The organism is Cyanothece sp. BG0011 (genome assembly GCF_003013815.1).
Taxonomy (GTDB): domain Bacteria; phylum Cyanobacteriota; class Cyanobacteriia; order Cyanobacteriales; family Microcystaceae; genus Crocosphaera.
Genome location: NZ_PRLH01000176.1, coordinates 1 through 5,716, shown reverse-complemented (window position 1 = coordinate 5,716; position 5,716 = coordinate 1). Strand labels below are relative to the sequence as shown.

The window sequence follows — 5,716 nt, the reverse complement described above, 5'->3', positions numbered from 1 at the left end:
GGGTGTCTTCGGGCAGTCCTCAAAACTATGTGACTAAAATATTTACGAATGCTGGAATTAGTGGCGATCGCCTTCATCTCGATTATCAGGCCAAGGACACGGTAACTAACTTTACCACCTTAGTTAAGGAATTGAAAGCCCAAGGCATTGATAGTGTTTATTTAATCACGTCTGATAATCACATGAATCGAGCCAGAATCATCGGAGAAATTGTTTTTGGGACTCAAGGAATTACCCTTAAACCTTTGTCGGTTCCTTCTGATGATTCCCCCGAACCCATTGAGAAAATTATTAGGGACGGAGGACGATCTTTTCTCTGGTTACTAACAGGAAAAACAGGGGAAACTTTACTGCCACCTTAATAATTAATTATCCTGCTTTCCACGTTCCATGAAATCCCATCGGAATCACATTAGGTAACCCTAAACGACAGATCGGACGATTATCTAACCCCTCACTATCATAAATTCTTAGTTCTGAACGATGTTCATTCCCATCGTAAACAACCGTTAACACCCATCCTCTTGCTGAGTTGGGAGTATTGGGAACAAAAATCGGTTCTGACGCATATAAATTTTCTTCCATATCTGCTACGGTTAGCTTATTTAATTGTCGATCATAACGAGCAATGACTCCTAAAATTTCTTTAGATAAATCTGCATTCTCTCGATGAACTGATAGATAGGTATAACGCCAATTTTCTCCTGTTTGATGAGTAGGTACAATCGGAAAATCTGATCCCCTATCTAATAATTGTTCTTGACGGATCATTTTAGCGGTTTTGGGGTCAATTTCTATTTCCCAGAGGGTTCCTTTTGCTGGCGTTTTTATGTTTCCTGTGGGTACTTCTTTTAAGTTTTGATTGGTGGAAAAGTCAGGATAACGGACTATTTCAACGATAATATTTCCTTGTTCGTTAACGTACCCATTACTATAATGCCATTGAAACCAAGGATCAGCTTTTCCTTTAGTAATAAAGGATAAACTATTACGATCAAAAATTAAAATGTCTGTCCCTAGTTCCGGTTTCCATTCCATTGCATCGCTGAAACTAGAGAACCCTAAGGCAGTGGGTAATAATTTCAGACGAACCGGAGGAACAAAAAAGATGATATAAGGACCAGCTAAGGTAAAATCATGAATAAGGGGTACACCTTCTAGGGAATAATCTGATTTTTGAATCACTTTTCCTGTGGGATCACTTTTATAAAGGTTTAATGTAACTTTTGCTCCTATACTCATGCCAAAGTTATAAATATTACCCGTTTTAGGATCAATTTTGGGATGGGCAGAAAATGGTTCATTTTCCTTTAAATTGACCAAGTTATCTAATTCTTTTGTCTCTAAATTATATAAGTCTAAACCATAAGGGTTTCCTCCTTCCCACAAGGCTAATAATTTTTCAGGTAAGGCTAAAACCGATGTATTGGCCACATTTTTGACTTCTTTTCCCCAGGTTTTCCAAAAAAGACCCGGCACAGTCATGCCATAATTAGGATATAAATAGCGGTTAGCTTCAGCTTCTTTTTGATACCCTTCTGTTTGTACATAGCGATAGGTTGCTGTTGCCCCTTCTTCACTTAAATGAATGGCTAAAATTGCCCCATCTCCATCAAACCAATGACCAACTTTTTGGCCTCCTCTTTCTAGTCTGGCAGGTCCATTGCGGTATAAACTTCCTCTAAGTCCATCAGGAATTTCTCCTGATAGTATAGATAAGGGTTTTAAGGGAAATTCTTCGGCGGGTTTAGCGATCGCTTGTGACCAAGTCGGCATGATTTTAATAGTTAACTTTAATTTTTATCTTTATTAGTTTAACAATTTTTATTTAATTGTAAGTAGGTAGGCATAATTAAATGAATAAAACTGGTAGGGTGGGCAATGTCTCAAATAGTTTCTGATTCAGGTTTGCCAGCTTTTTCTTAACATTACCCACCTTACGTTTATTTATAACCACCTACATATCAATATTAGTGATTTTAATGCCACCACTGTTTTTCCCCTTAACCCTGTACATGAAACAATCCTTTTAATGATTTATATCCAATTTTATCTGAGGCAAAAATTGGCATCGGTATTCCTGCTTCTTTATATGATCCATGATGTAATAAACATAACTTGATAACTGCTTCAATAACATCATTTAAAGGAGGTTTTACTCCTTCTTCACGAATGGTTATTCTAATGGGTTGAGATAAACCAGCCAAAGGTTTTGTGGTTACTATCGTTATCTGAGTTAAAAATAGTTTCAGATTTCTTAGTGTGCAAGATTAATTATAACTTAAATTAACCATAAAAGTCTAAAAATACTATTATCAATTTTCTTCAACTTAATTTACAATTATACTTTATCTTAGTAAAATAAAACTAAATTAATCATTAAAATCAATAAAATAAAACTAAATTTTATTTTCTTTTTATAGCTTAGATGAAGTGTGACTTCTAAAGTTAAAGAAAGGAAAAAATAGTTATCACTGAGGTTAAAACCTTCTTACATAACCTCAGTCATGGCATCATTGAGGACAATTAAATGAATGGATTTTTAGTTGGCATAATTTCAATTATTGCCTTAGTTTCTGTTGCCAAAATCACCCCCGCAGAACCGATTCAACAACCTTCTTCACAGCAAAATTCTGAAAGTGTCGCTAGAAAATCGCCTTATGAAGTGGGTACGATTACGGGGGTAGTATCTGGACCTTATGGTAGTATTTTATTTATTGAATTATCTGATAAAACAAAACTGAGATTTCATCATCCGAGTGATTCATTGGCAAGAGGTGAACAAGTTCTGATTTATCAACAAAATGGAGAACATTTTATAATAGAAGCTTCCGAACCCCGTCGTTAATTGATCATAAAAGAGGATTTCATCAGTAATCAATATTAAGTAAGCACATTACTAAATACTTTTTATTGATTACTTAAGCTGTGCATAAGGCTTCTTCAGCTTGGAGATTTTGAAATAAAACATGGGCTACTTCAGCAGCAACTTTAACAGGAAAATTGCTCGACCCAATGGAATGTAAAATACAATTATCAGAATTCATCTTTCGTTCTGATTTAAGCTGAAAGGCGACTAATAACTCTTGATTATAATTATAGGTGTTAATTTTGGGATAAACTTTTTTATTTAAGGTTCTCTCAGAAAACAACTCAGATAAATTAGTTTCGTATTCTAACTTTAGGGTTCCCTCGTACTCATCAACAATCACCACTAATAATCCTTCTCCCTTTTGTTGACGAAAATGCCAGAAACAACGGGACAAAATAGAATAATTGCACTGTAAAAATTTTTGTCTAACTTCTCTATCAGATAAGTTGATCATGAAAATTATCTCCTCTGTTTTATATTGGGATCTTTAAAAATTATGACTATTCCTTGTCATTGAGACAGTGAGCGTGTTAACAATAAAATGTGAGTTTTATCACCAATGTAATCATAAATTGCTACGATTTAACTGATGAGAGATAACTGAATCAACTGAAAACTGATGACCACACAACCCCCCCAAAACTTAAATAAGACCCAAGAAACCTTTATTTCTGTTAATTCTTCCCTCTTATTATCTCGGATGGGATGTGGTACATGGGCCTGGGGAAATCGTTTTTTATGGGGTTATAATCAAAAGATGGATCAAGACTTACAACAGGTGTTTAACCTAGCGGTGAGTCGTGGTGTTATCTTATTTGATACAGGAGACTCTTACGGGACAGGAACCCTAAAAGGACGCAGCGAAAGCTTATTAGGACAGTTTACCCACGAATATGACGGATCAAATAAGGATAATATTTGTATCGCCACAAAATTAGCTGCTTATCCTTGGCGATGGACTCGTCACTCCATGGTAGCAGCGGGAAAAGCTTCAGCGCAACGGTTAGGCAGAAATATCGACTTAGTGCAAATGCACTGGCCAACCGCTAATTATTTTCCTTGGCAAGAATGGCCTTTATTAGATGGGTTAGGGGACTTGTATCAACAAGGGTTAGTTAAAGGAGTGGGTTTATCGAATTATGGGCCCAAACGACTCAAACAAATTGTTAAACGGTTTGCCGAAAGAGACATTCCTATTGTCACCTTACAGATACAATATTCGTTATTATCCACTTATCCTGTAAGGGAATTAGGGGTTAAAGAAGTCTGTGACGAGTTAGGGGTACAATTGATTGCTTATAGTCCTTTGGCCTTAGGATTATTAACCGGAAAATATCGAGAAAATGGTCAACTTCCTGGTGGGTTTCGGGGTCTATTTTTTAGACAAATGTTGCCGAAAATTCGTCCTTTAATTCAAGGGTTAGAAGAAATTGCCAACCAGAGACAAAAAACCATGGCACAAGTGGCCATTAATTGGTGTATGTGTAAAGGTTTTATTCCCATTCCTGGGGCAAAAAATTATCAACAAATGGAGCAAAATTTAGGCGCGATGGGTTGGCGACTGAATGAAGGGGAAGTCATAGAATTAGACAAATTAACCCAAAAAGTTGATAAAGAAATGGTACAAAATCCATTTCAGACCAAGTAGAACTTGGCCTGATTAAAATTATTTATCGACTGGCTTTTTGTTGATTGCCGTATAGTTGTTTTCCAGCATTTAATTGAGGCGCGATTTCCTGACGACTATTAATGAAGGTATATTGTTCATTGTAGGAATTACCAGGAGCCTCTCCGATAATAAATTGTCGTACAGGCATACTAGGAGCATTCATAACAATGCGATCGGAGATTCTGACTTCCGCTTCTGGTGCATTGGGATTTTCTTCTGTAAGTTGAGAGATCACCCATAATTCATTATCGACTGCATAGACACTTTGAATTTCAAGATCATAACCTCCAGACGGAACTTGTATTTCAGTGGTTATGGTACGCTCTTCATTTTCTGCGCCGGGGACATTAACATCGATATAGGGGACTTGAACCGTCTCTTTTTCTTGTACGACGACCACTTTAGGAACAACGACGGTTTTCTCCCTTAACCCAACGTTGACATCGGGTCCTTGAATATCATACTCTGGCAACTGTCCAGGCTCGACATTAACATCGGGTAATTGCCCTTGTTGTTCCTGTTCGACTTGACATGAGACTAAAGGAAACGTCAGTAAGATTAAAGACAAGGGAAAAAGTTTTTTTAGGGTTGAATAGGGGAATTTCATAATTATTTTAAAATGAGTAACAACGAAATAGCTTCTAAAATCCTCAGGCACTTTGTAGGTCAGTAAGGATACAAGAAGGATAAATATACATAGATAAGTATGTAGTCTACTTATATTATTGGCTTTTTTTTACTCAAAAAACATCTACCTTTCGGGATATTAATGATTGTTATAAGATTATTAATTAATAAAAAAAATAACCTCCACAATTTGTGGAGGGTTCAATTAAAGCAAGGGAAGGCTCTATGACGAGGGGTTTTTTACCCCTATCTCAACTTTGGAGGTTTCTAAACAACTCGACCGGTAACAGGACTACCATGGCCTGTGGGAGCATTATATAGATTCCAGTTACGAATGTGGTGATTACGTAAGATGGATTCAGCCATATTCACTTCTTCAACGGTTCCTTCTAAAAGCAAGAGATAGTCACCTTCAGAAACTCGCTCATTGTAATATTTGGCTTGATCTTCGGGAACGCCCCAACCGATTAAGGCACCGATTAAACCGCCTCCAACGGCACCAATACCTCCACCTAAGAGCGTGTTGGCTAGAACCACTCCCAGTTCTG

General features: G+C 36.9%; 7 protein-coding genes and 1 pseudogene. 3 read left to right on the top strand and 5 right to left on the bottom strand.

Features of this window, described 5'->3' with window-relative positions:
• Positions 1–362, top strand: a 362-nt coding sequence (locus tag C4E06_RS21795) for a YdcF family protein (RefSeq protein WP_198648934.1), incomplete at its 5' end; no start/stop codon positions are given.
• Between the two features lie 7 nt (positions 363–369).
• Here the strand turns inward: C4E06_RS21795 and C4E06_RS21790 are convergent.
• Both C4E06_RS21790 and C4E06_RS21785 read right to left on the bottom strand, forming a co-directional pair.
• Positions 370–1,776, bottom strand: a complete 1,407-nt coding sequence (locus tag C4E06_RS21790) for a carotenoid oxygenase family protein (protein WP_107670502.1) — start codon at positions 1,774–1,776, stop codon at positions 370–372.
• A 227-nt stretch (positions 1,777–2,003) separates the two neighbouring features.
• On the bottom strand, positions 2,004–2,207 hold the full coding sequence (locus C4E06_RS21785; protein WP_107670501.1) for a hypothetical protein: 204 nt from the start codon (positions 2,205–2,207) through the stop codon (positions 2,004–2,006).
• A 323-nt stretch (positions 2,208–2,530) separates the two neighbouring features.
• Here C4E06_RS21785 and C4E06_RS21780 point away from each other — a divergent pair, with 323 nt between their 5' ends.
• Complete coding sequence (locus C4E06_RS21780) at positions 2,531–2,848, top strand: hypothetical protein (RefSeq protein ID WP_107670500.1); 318 nt, start codon at positions 2,531–2,533, stop codon at positions 2,846–2,848.
• Positions 2,849–2,921: 73 nt separating this feature from the next.
• Here C4E06_RS21780 and C4E06_RS21775 read toward each other — a convergent pair whose 3' ends face one another.
• A complete protein-coding gene (locus C4E06_RS21775; protein WP_107670499.1) occupies positions 2,922–3,326 on the bottom strand; it encodes a hypothetical protein in 405 nt (134 codons plus the stop codon).
• Between the two features lie 165 nt (positions 3,327–3,491).
• Here C4E06_RS21775 and C4E06_RS21770 point away from each other — a divergent pair, with 165 nt between their 5' ends.
• Positions 3,492–4,520, top strand: coding sequence for an aldo/keto reductase (locus C4E06_RS21770; RefSeq protein WP_107670498.1), 1,029 nt, complete (start codon positions 3,492–3,494; stop codon positions 4,518–4,520).
• Between the two features lie 22 nt (positions 4,521–4,542).
• Here C4E06_RS21770 and C4E06_RS21765 read toward each other — a convergent pair whose 3' ends face one another.
• Both C4E06_RS21765 and C4E06_RS21760 read right to left on the bottom strand, forming a co-directional pair.
• On the bottom strand, positions 4,543–5,148 hold the full coding sequence (locus C4E06_RS21765; protein WP_107670497.1) for a hypothetical protein: 606 nt from the start codon (positions 5,146–5,148) through the stop codon (positions 4,543–4,545).
• A gap of 287 nt (positions 5,149–5,435) precedes the next feature.
• Positions 5,436–5,716 (bottom strand): annotated as a pseudogene (locus C4E06_RS21760) (hypothetical protein); the annotation flags it as partial.

Excerpts from the sequence above, each read along its gene's own strand:
- C4E06_RS21790 (WP_107670502.1), bottom strand. The coding sequence starts at position 1,776 with ATGCCGACTTGGTCACAAGCGATCGCTAAACCCGCCGAAGAATTTCCC.
- C4E06_RS21765 (WP_107670497.1), bottom strand. The coding sequence starts at position 5,148 with ATGAAATTCCCCTATTCAACCCTAAAAAAACTTTTTCCCTTGTCTTTA.
- C4E06_RS21780 (WP_107670500.1), top strand. The coding sequence starts at position 2,531 with ATGAATGGATTTTTAGTTGGCATAATTTCAATTATTGCCTTAGTTTCT.
- C4E06_RS21770 (WP_107670498.1), top strand. The coding sequence starts at position 3,492 with ATGACCACACAACCCCCCCAAAACTTAAATAAGACCCAAGAAACCTTT.
- C4E06_RS21775 (WP_107670499.1), bottom strand. The coding sequence starts at position 3,326 with ATGATCAACTTATCTGATAGAGAAGTTAGACAAAAATTTTTACAGTGC.